This window comes from Clostridium ragsdalei P11, assembly GCF_001675165.1.
GTDB classification, from domain to species: domain Bacteria; phylum Bacillota; class Clostridia; order Clostridiales; family Clostridiaceae; genus Clostridium_B; species Clostridium_B ragsdalei.
The window spans coordinates 378,102-394,405 of the sequence record NZ_LROS01000011.1 but is presented as its reverse complement, the minus strand read 5'-3'; the positions used below and the strand labels follow the sequence as shown (position 1 = coordinate 394,405).

10 protein-coding genes are annotated in these 16,304 nt (G+C 30.6%); 9 read left to right on the top strand and 1 reads right to left on the bottom strand.

The window, feature by feature from the left end:
* The first annotated feature begins 22 nt into the window (after nt 1-22).
* From CLRAG_RS06800 to CLRAG_RS06760, 9 genes are all read left to right on the top strand, one after another.
* Nucleotides 23-2,887 carry a DNA topoisomerase IV subunit A gene (locus CLRAG_RS06800; protein WP_065077695.1) on the top strand — a complete coding sequence of 955 codons (2,865 nt, stop codon included), beginning with the start codon at nt 23-25 and terminating at the stop codon, nt 2,885-2,887.
* Between the two features lie 680 nt (nt 2,888-3,567).
* Nucleotides 3,568-4,557: a lipoate--protein ligase gene (locus CLRAG_RS06795; RefSeq protein WP_065077694.1), complete on the top strand. Its 990-nt coding sequence runs from the start codon at nt 3,568-3,570 to the stop codon at nt 4,555-4,557.
* A 60-nt stretch (nt 4,558-4,617) separates the two neighbouring features.
* Nucleotides 4,618-5,172: a DJ-1 family glyoxalase III gene (locus CLRAG_RS06790; RefSeq protein ID WP_065077693.1), complete on the top strand. Its 555-nt coding sequence runs from the start codon at nt 4,618-4,620 to the stop codon at nt 5,170-5,172.
* A 49-nt stretch (nt 5,173-5,221) separates the two neighbouring features.
* The gene (locus tag CLRAG_RS06785; RefSeq protein ID WP_065077692.1) at nt 5,222-6,454 is read left to right on the top strand and encodes a M16 family metallopeptidase; all 1,233 of its coding nucleotides are present in this window, start codon (nt 5,222-5,224) and stop codon (nt 6,452-6,454) included.
* A 55-nt stretch (nt 6,455-6,509) separates the two neighbouring features.
* Nucleotides 6,510-8,285, top strand: coding sequence for a single-stranded-DNA-specific exonuclease RecJ (gene recJ / locus CLRAG_RS06780; protein ID WP_065077691.1), 1,776 nt, complete (start codon nt 6,510-6,512; stop codon nt 8,283-8,285).
* 56 nt (nt 8,286-8,341) lie between these two features.
* Nucleotides 8,342-8,797, top strand: a complete 456-nt coding sequence (locus CLRAG_RS06775) for an arginine repressor (RefSeq protein ID WP_065077690.1) — start codon at nt 8,342-8,344, stop codon at nt 8,795-8,797.
* Between the two features lie 180 nt (nt 8,798-8,977).
* Nucleotides 8,978-10,042, top strand: a complete 1,065-nt coding sequence (locus tag CLRAG_RS06770; RefSeq protein ID WP_065077689.1) for an undecaprenyldiphospho-muramoylpentapeptide beta-N-acetylglucosaminyltransferase — start codon at nt 8,978-8,980, stop codon at nt 10,040-10,042.
* Nucleotides 10,043-10,778: 736 nt separating this feature from the next.
* A complete protein-coding gene (nifJ, locus tag CLRAG_RS06765) occupies nt 10,779-14,291 on the top strand; it encodes a pyruvate:ferredoxin (flavodoxin) oxidoreductase (RefSeq protein WP_065077688.1) in 3,513 nt (1,170 codons plus the stop codon).
* A gap of 429 nt (nt 14,292-14,720) precedes the next feature.
* Entirely contained in the window at nt 14,721-15,068 is a 348-nt protein-coding gene (locus tag CLRAG_RS06760) for a DUF1292 domain-containing protein (protein WP_065077687.1), read from the top strand.
* Between the two features lie 160 nt (nt 15,069-15,228).
* On the opposite strand, the gene CLRAG_RS06755 is transcribed toward CLRAG_RS06760, so the two are convergent.
* Entirely contained in the window at nt 15,229-15,873 is a 645-nt protein-coding gene (locus tag CLRAG_RS06755; RefSeq protein ID WP_065077686.1) for an HAD-IB family hydrolase, read from the bottom strand.
* Nucleotides 15,874-16,304 lie beyond the last annotated feature (431 nt).

The window sequence follows — 16,304 nt, the reverse complement described above, 5'->3', positions numbered from 1 at the left end:
GAAAGAATCGGAGGAAATGGATTTGGTTAAGAACACAGTAATTCCAAAAGATAATAATATAATAAAAATTCCTATAGAAGAAGCTATGCCGGACAATTATCTTCCTTATGCAGTAGAAGTGGCAAAGGATAGGGCACTTCCTGATGTCAGGGATGGTTTAAAACCTGTACATAGAAGGATAATATATGGTTCATATATGTTAAAAGCGTTTCCAGACAAACCGTATTATAAGTCTGCCAGGATAGTAGGAGACATTCTTGGAAAATATCATCCTCATGGAGATACTTCCGTATATGACGCCATGGTAATACTAGCCCAGGATTTTACAACTAGGATGCCAATTATAGATGGTCATGGAAATTGGGGAAGTCAGGATGGAGATAATGCAGCTGCTATGCGTTATACAGAAGCAAGACTTACACCTATTGCTATGGAAATGATAAGAGACATAGAAAAGGGTGTAGTAAATATGGTGGACAATTATTCTGGATCTGAAAAGGAACCGGAAGTTCTTCCTGCAAGATATCCCAACTTACTTGTAAATGGAGCTTTTGGAATAGCAGTAGGTCTTGCCACTAACATACCCCCACATAATTTAAAAGAAGTAATAGATGCGACTGTAGCATATATTGATAATAGAGATATAACTGTAGAAGAACTTATGAATTACATAAAAGGACCGGATTTACCTACAGGAGGAATAATTATAGGTAAGAAGTCTATGATTTCAGCCTATGAAACGGGTGAAGGAAAAGTTACACTAAGAGCTAAGACTTCCATAGAAAAATTGGACAGCGGAAGACTTGGAATAGTTATTACAGAGTTCCCTTATAGAAGGAGTAAGGCAAAATTACTTCAGGTAATTTCTGAAATGACTGCAGACAAAAGGTATGCAAGGGCACTAGAGCCTATATCAGACATAAGAGATGAATCTGATAGAAGTGGTATAAGAGCAGTAATAGAATTTAAAAAATCTACAGATATGAAATTGGCTCAGAAGATTTTAAAATATTTACTGAAGAAAACGGATCTTCAATGCAATATATCTTTTAACATGGTAGCATTAGGAGATGGAAAGCCAATAACTATGGGGTTAAAACTCATATTGAAATATTATGTGGAATACCAAAAGGAAATCATAACAAAGAGAACTAAAATGGAGTTGGAAGAAGCAAAAAAGAGATTTCATATTGTAGAGGGATTTATAAAAGCTCTAGGTATAATGGATGAAATTATAAAGACTATTAGAAGTTCTAAATCGAAAAAAGATGCCGCTTCAAATCTTATGGAACAGTTTGATTTTACATACCCGCAGGCGGAGGCTATATTGGAGCTTATGCTGTACAGGCTTACTGGACTTGAAATAGACTCTTTTGAAAAAGAACATGAGAAACTTTTGAAAGTTATAAAAAAACTTACTAAAATATTGGAAAGTGAGAAGGAAATTCTTAAAGTTATAAAAAAGGAACTTATTGAAGTTAGAGAAAAGTATGGGGACGATAGAAGAACTGCTATCGTTGAAGAAGATGAAAAGGCAAAAATAGATGTAGATGAAATTATAATAGATGAAGATATAGTTATCACTATGTCAAAAGAGGGATACATAAAGAGGACCTCTTTAAAAAGTTATAATCGATCTAGTGGAAAAGTCGAAGATATAGAATATAGAGAAGGAGATTTTAACGAGTATTTTATAAATTCCAGCACAAAAGATACCCTTATGTTCTTTACAGATTCCGGTGATATGTATAGGATTAGAGGAATGGATATTCCTGAGTTTAAGTGGAAGGAAAAAGGAGAAAAGCTGGATAATTTAATAAAGGGAATTAATTTAGAAGAAAATCATATAACTTCAGTATATAGTATAAAAGATTTTAATTTGCAAAAGGATTTTGTATTTTTTACTAGCATTGGTGGAATAAAGAGAACAGGAATTGAGTCATTCGTCACAAATTATACAAAACTTATGGCATTAAAATTAAAAAATGAGGAAAAACTTATAGGGGTAGAACTTGTTGATAGAAGTGCAAATGTAGAATTTATAAAAGTAGAAACTAAATCCGGACTTGAGTTTACTGTAAGAAGTCCAGAACTTAATTTAGAAGATAGAAATATAGTTACTACACCACTTGTTACATTACAAGGAGAAGGTTTTGCAGTAAAGATGGATTTTTCAACAGAGCCAGAATATAAAGAGTTTTATATAAACGTAAATAAGTCTGGAATAATTAAAGTTTTAAATTCAGGAAAATCTTCTAAAAGTGTGTTTACTAATTCTTCAAGTTACATATTGATATTTACATTAGATGGAGAAGTTTTTTCTATACCTGCTTTTATGCTTCAGAATGTAGATAATAGTGGCATAGATATTAAGGTATTTATGAAGAATATAGACGTAGGTAACATATTAAAGATAATTTCTGTGGAAAACTTTGATTGTGGATATGTATACTTTTTTACCCAATATGGTATGGTAAAAAAGACAGCATTAATGGAATTTAAACAGGTTGCTGGATGTTCTACTGCTTATAAATTTAAGGATAAAAAAGATTCTCTTGTAAATGTAGAATACAGTGACAAGGAAGAAATAGAAATATTTTTAATAACTGAAAGAGGAATGGGAATAAAGTTTAAAGCAAACACCGTAAATACTATGGGAAAATTAGCTGCAGGTGTTACAGCTATAAGTTTAAAGGAAGATGATAAGGTATCATATTGTTTTCTTATAGATGGTAATGATAGCAAAGATTATAAGCTAAACCTAATTTCTGAAAAAGGAAACAAAGAGCAGATAAATTTAAAAGATGTGGTCCTTCAAAATAGAGCAGGAAGGGGCAAAAGCATTATGCTCATAGTTATGGATGATAAGGTTAAAAAGGTTTATTAATTACTTAACTTTCGAACATGAAATTAACTTAATATAAAAATAATGCGAAGCAAAGCTTCGCAAGTTAAGAATTAATAATGAAAAATTAATAGTGAAGGATGATTTTTAGCTATCGCAAAAAATCTTTAAATTATATAAGTCAGCTCTTAGTAATGTTTTGGTTTAGCAAAACAAATGGTGAAAATCTTAATCAAAGATTTTTTGTAGTGTAACGAAAAAAAATCCACATTAACTATTAATTCTTCATTCTTAACTATTAATTGAAAATATTGCTTTGCAATATTTTTAAACTGCCAAATTTAAAGAGAGTCTTACTTTAAACTAACATAACTGGTTCTTTTAAAGTATGGCTCTTTTCTGTGAGTTTTAAAATAAAATATTAAATACTCAACTTTTCACTAATAAACTATATATAGTATAATTGAGTTATAGTAAAAAAATATTAAATAGGTATTCTATTTAAAAGTAAATTTATGCGTAGATATATTTTTACAATAATGAAGCACATTTAAATATTTTGTATATAAGCCTTAGTAAAAAATTTGTAAAAAGCTTAGAATTTTTTACTTAGACTTATCAAAATATTTAACGGGCTGAAGGTTGTAAAAATATTCGGAGAATAAATTACTTTTCAATCTAGAAATCATTATGTATTACATATGCGAAAAGGAGAAAAAATAATGATAAACGTTGTTAATAATTCAAATAATCCATATTTTAACCTTGCCCTTGAGGAGTATTTTGTGAAATATAAAGATTTAGGAGAAGATATATTAATATTGTGGCAGAATGAACCAGTTATAGTAGTTGGTAAAAATCAAAATACTTATGAAGAATTAAATCTGGAATATGTAGATAAAAACAATATTAAAGTTGTGAGAAGATTGTCTGGTGGAGGCGCAGTATACCATGATCTTGGCAATTTGAATTTTACTATAATAAAAAATAAATCCAAACTGCATAAAAACGATTTCTCTTTCTTTTCACTGCCAGTAGTATCCTGTCTAAATAAGCTGGGAGTTAAAGCAACTTTCAGCGGCAGAAATGACATTTTAATAGATGGAAAAAAGTTTTCTGGTAATTCACAGTATTTTCATAAGGAAAAGTTATTGCATCACGGAACGATTTTATTTTCAAGTGATTTAACTATATTGTCAAAGGCATTAAAAGTAAAAAAAGAAAAATTTGAATCTAAGGGAATAAAATCAGTAAAAAGCAGAGTTACAAATATAAGTGAAAATATTGATAAGGGATTATCACTTATAAAATTTAAAGATATGTTAATTCAGTGTTTTTTTGAAAGCAGAAAAGAAAATCCTAAAAATTATGTTTTAAGTGAGGAAGATACGAAAAAGATAAATGAACTTGTTGACAATAAGTATGGCACCTGGGAATGGAATTTTGGAAAATCTCCTAAGTTTAATTATAATAAAGAAATGAGATTTGATGCAGGAAGTATATGTGTAAAGGTAAATGTAATTGATGGAATAATGAAGGAATTTAAAGTAGAGGGAGATTTCTTTGAGGAAAATCCTATAAAGGAAATGGAAGATCTATTTATTGATAAAAAGTTTAATATTGCAGAGATAAAAAGTATTATAGAAAAAAATGATGTGTCAAAGTATGTTTTAAAACTAACTAATGATGACTTTATGAAATTGTTTTTATAATTTTACATGTATAATTATCAATTTAATACTGTGTTATAATTTATTTGAGGTGATTGTATTATGAAAAAGGCTATAGTTTTACTTGCAAGAGGTTTTGAGGAAGTAGAGGCTTTAACTTGTGTAGATGTTTTGAGGAGAGGTGGGGTACACTGTATAACTTGTTCTATAAATTCGGAAGATGATGTAATGGGTACCCATGAGATACATGTAAAAGCTAACGGCCTGTTAGAAAAAACAGATACGGATAAATACGATGCTTTAATAATACCTGGTGGAATGCCTGGAGCAGCTAATTTGAGGGATAGCTGTGAGGTTATACAAGTTGTAAAAGACTTTAATAATTCTAAAAAGATAGTAGCTGCTATTTGTGCAGGACCTATAGTATTAAAAAAAGCAGGTATTATTGAAAATAAAAAGGTAACTTCCTATCCAGGATATGAAAATGATATAGCACCTGTAAGCTATAGTGAAGATGTAGTGGTCCAAGATGGAAATATTATAACAAGTAGGGGCCCTGCCACTGCTATGCATTTTGCCTTTAAAATTTTAGAAAACTTAGCAGATAAGGACACTTTGGAAAAGTTAAAGAAAGATATGCTTTTTAATTTAGTTTAACAGTATTATAATGTAAATAGAAAATATGAAATACATATGGAGGCAAAACTTGCAAGAATATATACTAGATAATGGGTTGAAATTGTTATATGAATATAGAGCAGGAAAATTAACTTCTCTCTGTATAGGTTTTAATGCAGGGGCATTAGAGGAAGAAAAAAAATTTCATTTAGGTACAGCTCATGCAGTAGAACACCTTATATCTAAGGGAAGTAAAAATAGAAGTGAAAATCAGATAAATTTTGAAATTGAAAGTATATTTGGATTTGAAAATGCTATGACAAATTATCCCTATACAATTTACTATGGTACTTGTCTCTCAGAGGATTTGGAAAGAGCAGTTGAACTTTACAGCGACTTGCTCTTGAATCCTCTTTTTTCAACTAAAGGTTTTAAAGAAGAGATAAATGTAATACTTCAGGAAATTAAGGAATGGGAAGATGATATGTATAGGCATTGTGAGAGTACTCTTTTTAGAAATTCCTTTAAAAAAAGAAGGATAAGAGAACTTATAGTAGGTAATAAAAGCAGCATAGAATCAATTACTTTAGATGAAATAAAAAGTTTTTATGATGACTTTTATTTTCCTGAAAATTGTACCATTTGTGTATGTTCGTCTTTAAATATTAATTTTATTATAGATATAATAAGCACATATTTTGGATTATGGAAAAGTGATTTTAAAAAATATGTGCATGAAAAAAGTTTGTGCGAACCAGTGAGAACTGGAGTATTTGAAGAAATTGTACCAGGCATAACTGGAGCTAAAATTCAATATATATTTGATATACAAAAATTGAATCATAAGGAATTCAAAGCGCTGCTTCTTTTTAATGCTGCTCTTGGACAAGGCACAGATAGTATTCTTTTTAATAAGATAAGGACAGAAAATGCACTGGCTTATGAAGTTGGAAGCAGCATAAAAAATGAAAGGGGAATAAAACTTCTTTCTATAAACATGGGCACTTCTTTTGAAAATGTAAAAAAAGCAATTTCTATAACTTCCGATACAATAGACAAATTGAAATGTTTAAAAGAATATTTTACTGAGGATAAAATAAAGGCTTTAAGTAAAAGTATAAATTTAAAGAGAGAAATAAAATTTGAAAGATCCATTGAATTTTGTAAAGAAGTTGTTACTTCTGAACTTATGCAAAGAGGGTGCAGATATGATGGTTATTCAAATATATATAATTTAGATGATGTCCAAGAAGAAGATATAATTGAAGTTGCAAACAAGGTTATGGTTAAACCCTCTATACAGATTTTAACTGGAAACTAAATCAATTCACAAATTGTGCATTGTGAATTGATTACTAAAAAAGGGGGTGTGGTTATTGCAGGCAAAGTGGATGTTAAAAAGGTGTAAAAAAGATGTAAAAGCTATTGCCAAAATGGCAGGGATAAGTGAAGTTGTAGCTTCAATTCTTGTAAATAGGGAAATAGAAACACAGGAAGAGATAAAAAGTTTTATAAATCCATCCATGAGAGATCTCCAGAATCCGCTGCTCATGAAAGATATGGAAAGAGGCGTGGATATAATATATAGTGCTATAAAAGAGGGAAAAAATATAGCGGTATATGGAGATTATGATGTGGATGGAGTAATGAGCACTTATATATTATACTGTGGACTTTTAAGGTGTGGTGCTATGGTAAAATATCATATTCCTGACAGAATTACAGAAGGTTATGGAATAAATATTCATAGTATAGAAAAACTCAAAGAAGATGGAATACAGCTTATAATAACTTGTGACAATGGAATTTCAGCACTGGATCAAATTAAAAGGGCTGTGGAATTAAATATGCAGGTAGTCATAACTGACCATCATGATATACCTTTTTCAGATGATGAAGATGGGAAAAGAAAATTTTTAATTCCTGAAGCAGATGCTGTTATTGACCCAAAACAGCAAGATTGCAAATATCCTTTTAAAAAACTTTGTGGAGCAGGAGTTGCTTTTAAATTTATTCAGGTGCTTTATGATAAATTTAATATAAAAAAGGAAGAGGCACTTAAATTTATAGAGTATGCAGCTATTGGAACTATATGTGATGTGGTGGATCTCATAGGTGAAAATAGAATTATAGCTAAAAAAGGCCTTGGAATGTTAAATAACACAGAAAACTTAGGAATAAGGGAACTTATAAAAGAGACTTCATTAGAAGATAAAATGTTGAATTCTTACCATATAGGATTTGTAATCGGACCTTGTATAAATGCTACGGGAAGACTCGAAAGTGCAGTTTTAGCACTGGAACTTTTACTTTGTAAAGATCCGGACAGGGCACATGAACTTGCCAAAAAACTTCATGAATTAAATATTCATAGGCAGGATATGACGATTGATAGTCTAAATAAAATAATAGATAAAGTTGAAAAGTCAGATTTGAAAAAAGACAAAGTACTTGTGGTATATGAAAAAGGAGTACATGAAAGTATAGCAGGAATAGTTGCAGGAAGGCTTAAAGAAAGATATAATGTACCTTCTATTGTAATAACTAATGGAAAAGATTTTTCTAAAGGCTCTGGTAGATCTATTGAAGGTTATAATATGTTTGAAGAACTTGTAAAATGCAAGGAGCTAATGTGTCAATTTGGAGGTCATCCTTTGGCAGCAGGGTTGTCTATAGAAGAAGAAAATATAGATAAACTTAGAGATAGATTAAATAAAAATTGCAAACTTACAGATGAGGATATAATACCTAAGATTAGAATAGATAAACAGGTTCCCTTAAACAGCATATCTTTTAAAATGATAGAAGATATAAAGAGATTAGAGCCTTTTGGTAAAGGAAATTCTACACCTGTATTTGGAGAAAAAAATGTGGATGTATTCAGAATTTATTTCATAGGTAAGGACAAAAATACTTTGAAACTATTCTGCAGACTGAAAAATAGTTTAAACAAAATTGATGCACTATCTTTTGATGGAGGGGAAAAGTTTAGACAATTGGTATTTAAAGCTTATGGAAGTGGGGCAGCTTATAAAATTTTAAATAATGATTTTAAAAATCTAAAAATGGATTTTATATATTTGCCTTCTGTTAATGAGTATAAAGGAAATAAGAATATACAGCTTATATTAAAAGATTTTAGATTAGCATAAAATAGAAATAAAACTTGATTTATATTTTTTAAAATTGATAAATGGAGAGATTATATATGAAAACTGCGAGACATACAAAAATACTTGAAATTATTAATTCAAAGGATATAGAAACACAGGAGGAGCTAGTAGAAGAGCTTAAGAGTGCGGGAATAGAAGTAACTCAAGCCACTGTGTCAAGAGATATAAAGAAATTAAAAATTACAAAAGTAGTGGGCCAAAATGGAAAATCAAAATATTCTGTTGTAAGGCATACAGGAAAACTATTTCCTGATAAAATAGTAGCTATATTTTCACAAACAGTTATTGATGTACAAACTATGAAAAATTTTGTTGTAATAAAAACTTTATCTGGTTCAGCCAAGGCAGCAGCAGAAGCTGCAGACTCTTTGGCTTTCGATGGGGTTATTGGCACTGTAGCTGGAAATAATACATTATTTGTAATAACAACAGATGAAAAAACAGCCCTGAATTTGACTGAAAAAATTAGAAAGATGATTTCTAATCAATGAAAAGTACATATTCTTCTGTATAAGTGAATTCGTAAAATAGGTCTTTTCTTTTTTTAGATTCCGTATAATGTAAAATCCTAAGTCATAAATATGTATGTTGCTTCTATTGTTGTACAAAGTATAAATAATTACTATAATAAATTTAAGAGTTGGAAAAATTGTACGAGGAGGAAATAGAATTTGAAAAAAATAATACTTACAGGTGGAGGCTCTGCTGGACATGTTACACCTAATCTGGCCTTAGTTCCAAGACTAAAAGAACTAGGATATAACATACAGTATATAGGAACCGAAAATGGAATTGAAAGAAAAATAATAGAAGATCAAAAAATAGAGTATCATATAATATCCAGTGGTAAACTCCGAAGGTATTTTGATATAAAGAATTTTACTGATCCATTTAAAGTTTTAAAGGGAATACTTCAAGCTATACTTATAATAAGAAAGGAAAAACCCAATATAGTATTTTCAAAAGGAGGATTTGTTTCAGTTCCTGTAGTAATTGCTGCACATATAAATAAAGTACCTGTCATTGCCCATGAATCAGATATAACGCCCGGACTTGCAAATAGATTGTCTGCACCTTATTGCACTAAGATTTGTGCTACATTTCCAGAGTCTTTAAAAAACATAAAGGGCAATAACTCAGTTTTAACAGGAACTCCTATAAGGAAAGAACTTCTAGATGGAAGTAGAATAATAGGCAGGAGAATGTGCGGATTTGATAATGAGAAACCAGTACTTCTCATAATAGGTGGAAGTCTAGGTTCTACGTTTATAAATAATACAGTTAGAAATTCACTAAATGAGCTTTTGAAAAATTATAATATAGTTCACATATGTGGAAAGGGAAATTTAGATAGGTCCCTTAAGGAGAGAAAGGGATATGTACAGTTTGATTACATAAATGAAGAGCTGCCACATATAATGAATGCAGCAGATATAGTTATATCTAGGGCTGGTGCAAATGTAATATTTGAATTACTTGCTTTGAAAAAGCCAAACTTGCTAATTCCACTGTCTAAAAAATCTAGTAGAGGAGATCAGATTTTAAATGCAGCTTCTTTTGAAAAAAGTGGGTATAGTATGGTCCTCCAGGAAGATGAACTTACTTCTCAGGTACTTTTAGATAGGATTTTTAAACTCTATAGTTCTAGAAATGAATATATAAATAATATGGAGGCAAGCCCTGTACAGGATGCAGTAGGTAAAATCATAAATTTAATAGAAAAATACAGTATTTAAGTTTAATACTAAAAATTTATCCGATGACTACCTGCTCTAATACTCCCCTTCTTCAAATGGGAGTAAAGAACAGCTACGTACCTGGATAACGATTTCTAAGCGTCAGATGGAGTCAAAACTCCATCTGACGCCAAGAACTCTGTTTATAGAATAACTTAAAAAAACTGTCTTAAAAAGCTGTTATATAAAAAAATGTTAACAATTAAACAGCTATTTAGTGCAAAACAACCATAAAAATTTAAAAAATACCATAAATTACTTGAAAAATAGTAGAGAATAATGTAGAGTTATAAACGAAGGTGAAAAGCATTACTTGTATTCCTTTTTACAGACTATTATAAATTAAGATAAAGCTGTATTAGGAAAAATGCACACCTGTAATATAAGGTTTTAAATTAATTTTTAATTTTCCCAAAATGTATTTTACATGTTTAGAATTTTGATGTATATTAAAATAGTAGAATACATAAGATACTTAATTTAATAAAGATAGTTAAGTACTTTTCAATGTACTTTTTTAGATATTTAATACAAGTTTTTAATTGTAAAAAAATGCTGTGCTATTTACTGTACTAATGGTAGTACTATATCTGTATTAATTGTATGTAAAAAGTAAGTATAGTTATTTAAGATTATGTTTTGTATTAAATCTAAATAGTACAATGTAGGTTATGTTATACTATTGCTAGTTTAATAAAAAGATTTAATTATATACTTGAAAAGGAGAGGAATTTTTATGCGTAAAATGAAAACTATGGATGGAAATACTGCTGCTGCTTATATTTCCTATGCATTTACTGATGTAGCAGCTATTTATCCAATAACTCCATCATCACCAATGGCAGAACATGTAGATGAATGGGTAGCTAAAGGAAAGAAAAATATTTTTGGACAAAAAGTAAAAGTTATGGAGATGCAATCAGAGGCTGGAGCATCAGGAGCCGTACATGGTTCACTACAAGCAGGAGCATTGACTAGTACATATACTGCATCTCAAGGTTTATTACTTATGATACCTAACATGTATAAGATTGCTGGTGAATTATTACCAGGAGTATTCCATGTATCAGCTAGAGCAGTAGCTGCAAATTCACTTAACATATTTGGTGACCATCAAGATGTTATGGCAACAAGACAAACTGGATTTGCTCTATTTGCAGAAAGTTCAGTACAACAGGTTATGGATCTTTCAGCAGTAGCGCATTTAGCTGCAATAAAAGGAAGAGTTCCATTTGTAAACTTCTTTGATGGATTCAGAACTTCTCATGAAATTCAAAAAATCGAATTATTAGAGTATGAAGAATTAGCAAAATTAGTTGATCAGAAAGCTTTGAATGATTTTAGAAGAAGAGCTTTAAATCCAGATCATCCTGTAACTCGTGGTACAGCTCAAAATCCTGATATATATTTCCAGGAAAGAGAAGTTTCAAACAAGTACTATGAAGCACTTCCAGAAATAGTTGAAGATTATATGCAAGAAATGACTAAACTTACAGGAAGAGAATATCACCTATTTAATTACTATGGAGCAAAAGATGCAGAGAGAATTATAATAGCTATGGGTTCTGTCTGTGAAACTGTAGAAGAAGTAATTGATTACTTAACTGCAAAAGGTGAAAAAGTTGGATTACTTACAGTTCATTTATATAGACCATTCTCAATAAAACACTTTATGAAATACATACCAAAGACTGTTAAGAAAATTGCAGTTCTTGATAGAACAAAAGAACCAGGATCAATTGGAGAACCTCTTTACTTAGATGTTAAGAATGCTTTCTATGGACAAGAAGTACAACCAGTTATAGTTGGTGGAAGATATGGACTTGGTTCAAAAGATGTATTACCATCACATATTCTACCAGTATTTGAAAACTTAAAATCAGATAAACCTAAGGATAGATTTACATTAAGCATAGTTGATGATGTTACAAATAGTTCATTACCTATAGGAGAAGATATAAATACAACACCACAAGGAACTACAGCTTGTAAGTTCTGGGGACTTGGATCAGATGGTACTGTTGGAGCAAACAAGAGTGCTATAAAGATCATTGGAGACCATACAGATATGTATGCTCAAGGATACTTTGCATATGATTCAAAGAAATCTGGTGGAATAACAGTTTCTCACTTAAGATTTGGTAAATCACCAATAAAATCACCATATCTTATAGATAAGGCTGATTTCATTGCAGTTCACAATAAATCTTATGTTCACAAGTATAATGTACTTGAAGGACTTAAAAAAGGTGGTAACTTCTTATTAAATACAATCTGGACCCCAGAAGAATTGGAAAAAGAATTACCAGCTTCAATGAAGAGATATATAGCAAATAATAACATAAATTTCTATACACTAAATGCTGTTAAAATAGCACAGGAAATTGGACTTGGCGGAAGAGTAAACATGATATGTCAGTCTGCATTCTTCAAGATTGCAAATATCATACCAATAGATGATGCTGTTAAGTACTTAAAAGAAGCAGTTGTAACTTCTTATGGTAAGAAGGGACAAAAAGTTGTAGATATGAACAATGCTGCTATAGACAAGGGCGTAAATGCAGTAGTTAAAATAGATGTTCCAGCTTCATGGAAAGATGCTAAAGATGAAGCAGTAGAAGCTAAGAAAGATCCAGCATTCATAGAAAAGATAGTTAACCCTATGAATAGACAAGATGGAGATAAGCTTCCAGTAAGTGCATTTTTAGGAATGGAAGATGGTACATTCCCAGCAGGAACTGCAGCTTATGAAAAGAGAGGAATAGCTATAAATGTTCCAGAATGGCAAGTAGACAAATGTATACAATGTAACCAGTGTTCATTTGTATGTCCACACGCAGCTATAAGACCAGTTCTTACAACTGAAGAAGAATTAGCTAAAGCACCTCAAGGATTTGAAGCTAAAGATGCAAATGGAGCAAAGGGACTTAAATTTACAATGGCTATTTCACCACTTGATTGTTCAGGATGTGGAAACTGTGAAGATGTATGTCCAGCAAAAGAAAAAGCTCTTGTTATGAAGCCAGTAGATACTCAGCTGTCAAAGACAGAAGCTTGGGATTATGCTGTTAATACTGTATCTCATAAGGATAATCCAATGAAGGACAAATATAGTGTAAAAGCAAGTCAGTTTGAGCAGCCATTACTTGAGTTCTCAGGAGCTTGTGCAGGATGCGGAGAGACTCCTTATGTTAAACTTGTAACTCAATTATTTGGTGACAGAATGATGATAGCAAATGCTACAGGATGTTCATCAATTTGGGGAGCATCAGCACCAGCAACTCCATATACAACTAACTATAGAGGACATGGTCCATCTTGGGCTAACTCATTATTTGAGGATAATGCTGAATATGGATTAGGTATGTTCCTTGGAGTTAAACAGACAAGAGAAAGACTTCAAGATAAAATTGAAGAAGCTTTAAAGGGTAGTTTAAGTGCAGAACTTAAAGCTGCTTTTGAAGACTGGATTAAAAACTTTGCTGAAGGTGAAGGAACAAGAGAAAGAGCTGATAAAATAACAGCTTTACTTGAAAAAGAAAAGGGAAATAATGCTTTATTAAATGATATTTATGAAAATAGAGACTTTTTAGTAAAGAGATCTCACTGGATAATCGGTGGAGACGGCTGGGGCTATGATATAGGATACGGCGGAGTAGATCATGTTTTAGCTTCAAATGAAGATGTAAATATTCTTGTACTTGATACAGAAGTATATTCAAATACAGGTGGACAATCTTCAAAATCAACTCCAACAGCTGCTGTAGCTAAATTTGCTGCAAGTGGTAAAAAGACTAAGAAGAAAGATCTTGGAATGATGGCTATGAGTTATGGATATGTTTATGTAGCTCAGATTTCAATGGGTGCTGATAAGAATCAGGCATTAAAGGCAATTCATGAAGCAGAAGCTTATCATGGTCCATCACTTATAATAGCTTATGCTCCATGTATCAATCATGGTTTAAGAGTTGGAATGGGAAAGAGCCAGAGAGAAGCTAAGAGAGCTGTTGATTGTGGATATTGGGCACTTTACAGATACAATCCAGAATTAAAAGAAGAAGGAAAGAAATCATTTAGTTTGGATTCAAAAGAACCAACTACAGATTTCAAGGAATTCCTAATGGGAGAAGTAAGATACTCTTCACTTGCTAAACAATTCCCAGATCAGGCAGATGCATTATTTGAAAAGACTAAGAAAGATGCTCTTCAAAGAATTGCAGGATATAAAAAGCTTGACAGCGAACAGTAATCAAGCAATTTAATAAAAGGTATCAGATGGCGTAAGCTGTCTGGTACTTTTTTAATTAATAGTTAAGAATGAAGAATTAATAGTTAATGTGGATTTTTTTTCGTTACACTACAAAAAATCTTTGATTAAGATTTTCACCACTCGTTTCGCTAAAGCGCAACATTGTTGATTTATATAAATTTAAAGATTTTTTGCGATAGCTAAAAATCATCCTTCACTATTAATTTTTCATTATTAATTCTTAACTTGCGAAGCTTTTGAACTTTGTTATTTAAAAAATTAGTTTGTCCATTTAAAAATATTAAAAAAATACTTTTATTATAGAGCAATTAAGGTTAAAATTAGAACATAACAGTTAAAAGGAGGTGAAGATTCCTGGCAAATATATTTGTAACATACTGTTAAAATAATAAATGCCAGGTTTACTTTATGGATAAAGAAAATTTAAATGAATGCAACTGTGGTTGTACTAGCAAAGAAGAAAATTGTGGCTGCACAGAAACACATGAACATGAACATGACTGCGGCTGTGGATGCGGCTGTGAAGATTCCGATCCTTTAATAGTAGATTTAGAGGATGAAAATGGAGAGATAGTTTCCTGCGAAATAGTTGATGGTTTTGAATATAAAGAAGGAAAATATGCCGTAGTTGAGAATCCTGAGAATGGTTCCACTTATTTATTTAAAGTAGAAAATGAAGGAGAACTTGTTATTCCAGAAGATAACGAATTTGATGAAGTTTCAAAGTACTATGAAAAATTAATGGAAGAAGAATAATTAATTGGCAACATATAGTTTTTTTAACTATATGTTGCCAATTAAAAAGTTTAAAGTTCAAATAATGATGATTTTAATATTTTCTGACGTTAGGAGGAAAATTATCATTATATGTTATTTGTTCTTTGATATTTATTATTTAGTCGATTTTCAATTGACTTCACTTCCATCTTAAAACTTCAATTCCCTGGTTATCTTTTCTTGTGTAATTTATAAGATAAGGATTGCCTACCAATTTGAAGAGGGGCAAATCAGATAGTGAATCTGAGAACATATAAGAATTTTTAAAGTCAACTTCTATATTGTCTTTTTTTAAAGATTCCATAAGTCTTGCTACTTTTTCTTCTCCTTTGCAGTTTTGTCCTAGGATTTTTCTAGTGTGCTTTCCATTTACAATTTCAAATCGTGTACCTATTATTTTATCAACTTCCTCTATTTTATAGAGTTCTTTTAAATAAAATTCTGCAGAAGCAGATATTAGATATATTTTGCAGCCACTATTTTTTAATTTTTTCAAGGTATACAATGCATCTTTATAAAATATTTTACTCAATCTTTTTTCGTAAAATTCTTTTGTCAAAAGTTCCATATCCTTTTCACTTATTCCGTTTATAAATGAAATAAAGTTTTCTTTGGCTTTTTTAGCACTAAAAACCTTCAGTACAAATAAAAGGGCAGACATAATGCTAAAAGGTGCATATACTATGAGTCTAGGACGTCTTTTTACCATAAATATGTAAAATTCCATTAAGGTTTCACTATTTGTTAGAGTAAAGTCTACGTCGAATATTGCGAGTCTTTCCAAATAAATCACTTCCTTATTTAATTATAATATCATACTTTACCGCTATTAAAAACCTTATCTAGTGCAGGGAACTTTGTTTAGAATTATAATATAAAAAAAGTTGCGAAACAATATTTTAAATTAATAGTTAAGAATGAAGAATTAATAGTTAATGTGGATTTTTCTTCGTTACACTACAAAAAATCTTTAATTTAATTTTTGAGGACTCGTTTTGCTAAAGCAAAACATTACTAAGCGTTGATTTATATAAATTTAAAGATTTTTTGCGACAGCTAAAAATCATCCTTCACTATTAATTATTCATTATTAATTCTTAACTTGCGAAACTTTGCTTCGCAAAGTTTTTAAGTTTAATCATTGTAATGTAGAAAATAACTTGTAGATAATGATAGAATATAATAAGGATTAAATGGCAACATTTACTTAAATTC

What these genes read in the sequence shown, in the direction of transcription:
- CLRAG_RS06760 (WP_065077687.1), top strand. Translation starts at nt 14,721, where the DNA reads ATGGATAAAGAAAATTTAAATGAATGCAACTGTGGTTGTACTAGCAAA.
- nifJ (WP_065077688.1), top strand. Translation starts at nt 10,779, where the DNA reads ATGCGTAAAATGAAAACTATGGATGGAAATACTGCTGCTGCTTATATT.
- CLRAG_RS06790 (WP_065077693.1), top strand. Translation starts at nt 4,618, where the DNA reads ATGAAAAAGGCTATAGTTTTACTTGCAAGAGGTTTTGAGGAAGTAGAG.
- CLRAG_RS06795 (WP_065077694.1), top strand. Translation starts at nt 3,568, where the DNA reads ATGATAAACGTTGTTAATAATTCAAATAATCCATATTTTAACCTTGCC.
- CLRAG_RS06775 (WP_065077690.1), top strand. Translation starts at nt 8,342, where the DNA reads ATGAAAACTGCGAGACATACAAAAATACTTGAAATTATTAATTCAAAG.